Genomic DNA, 854 nt, shown 5'->3' with positions numbered 1-854 from the left:
GCGACGATTTCATGCCGGAACTGCGCGATACACAGGCCGGTCATGGCCCGTATCCAAACGCATGGCGGCAGAACGACCATGCGGCATCACCGACCTGTCCCCAGCCAAGCAGGCCGGTCGCCAGCACGATGAACGTCATCGTCACCCATGAGGTCAGTTTAAGCCCGCCCTCGATCCGCGCCAGACGGCCCGATATTTCCGTATCACGCGCGGTGGCCGTGTCGGTGATCGTGTCCACGCGTTCGGTGATCTCGCGCCGGGTCTGTTCCGCCGTTTCCGTCATCGCCCGCGTCAGGTCACGCCGCAGGTCGGACACCTGCGCCGAAACATTGCGCAACCCTTCGCGCAGGTTGTCATGCCCGCCCTCCACCCGGGCAAGGCGTTCGCGCACGCGCGCCAGATCCTCCACCGTGGCGCAACGGACGGGCGCACCACCCGGCGCACCACCCGGCACTATGGGGATGGTCCGTGTCATGTCGTCGTTCATTCATTCTCCGGGCAATAAAAAACCGCCCCGAGGGACGGTGATGGCAGGTGCATATGACAGGTGCGTATGACAGGGCATGATCCATGCCGTGCGTCGTCAGGTCGTGGTGATTGTCGCCGCAGTCGTGCTTGCCGCCGCGGTCGCGGTGGCTGTCGTGGGCGTGGTCGTGGCTGCTGTCGTTGTTGCTGTCGTGGCGGCTGCGGGCGCGCCATAGGTGCTGCCGATCGGGTATTTGCGATCAGGGTCAGCAATGGCGGTGGTCCCGGCTGGGGGCGTCCATGCGGAGGCACCGTCCCATTCGACATTATCGACCACGTATCCACCCGGATGCGCGCTGGTCGCGGCCGTCAGGTAAACGGCATAGGTC

The 854-nt window shown here is 65.1% G+C and carries 2 protein-coding genes; both read right to left on the bottom strand.

What is annotated here, in order from left to right:
- Positions 1-40 precede the first annotated feature (40 nt).
- The gene (locus B7G66_RS13015; RefSeq protein WP_003621783.1) at positions 41-475 is read right to left on the bottom strand and encodes a hypothetical protein; all 435 of its coding nucleotides are present in this window, start codon (positions 473-475) and stop codon (positions 41-43) included.
- A gap of 108 nt (positions 476-583) precedes the next feature.
- On the bottom strand, positions 584-854 hold a 271-nt coding region (locus B7G66_RS13010; protein WP_148424798.1), incomplete at its 5' end, for a hypothetical protein.

Origin of the sequence: Novacetimonas hansenii JCM 7643, assembly GCF_000964405.1 — a bacterium.
GTDB classification, from domain to species: Bacteria; Pseudomonadota; Alphaproteobacteria; order Acetobacterales; family Acetobacteraceae; genus Novacetimonas; species Novacetimonas hansenii.
This window is presented reverse-complemented; position numbering and strand designations above follow the sequence as displayed.

Coding starts and splice junctions, on each gene's coding strand:
- B7G66_RS13015 (WP_003621783.1), bottom strand. CDS start 475: ATGACACGGACCATCCCCATAGTGCCGGGTGGTGCGCCGGGTGGTGCG.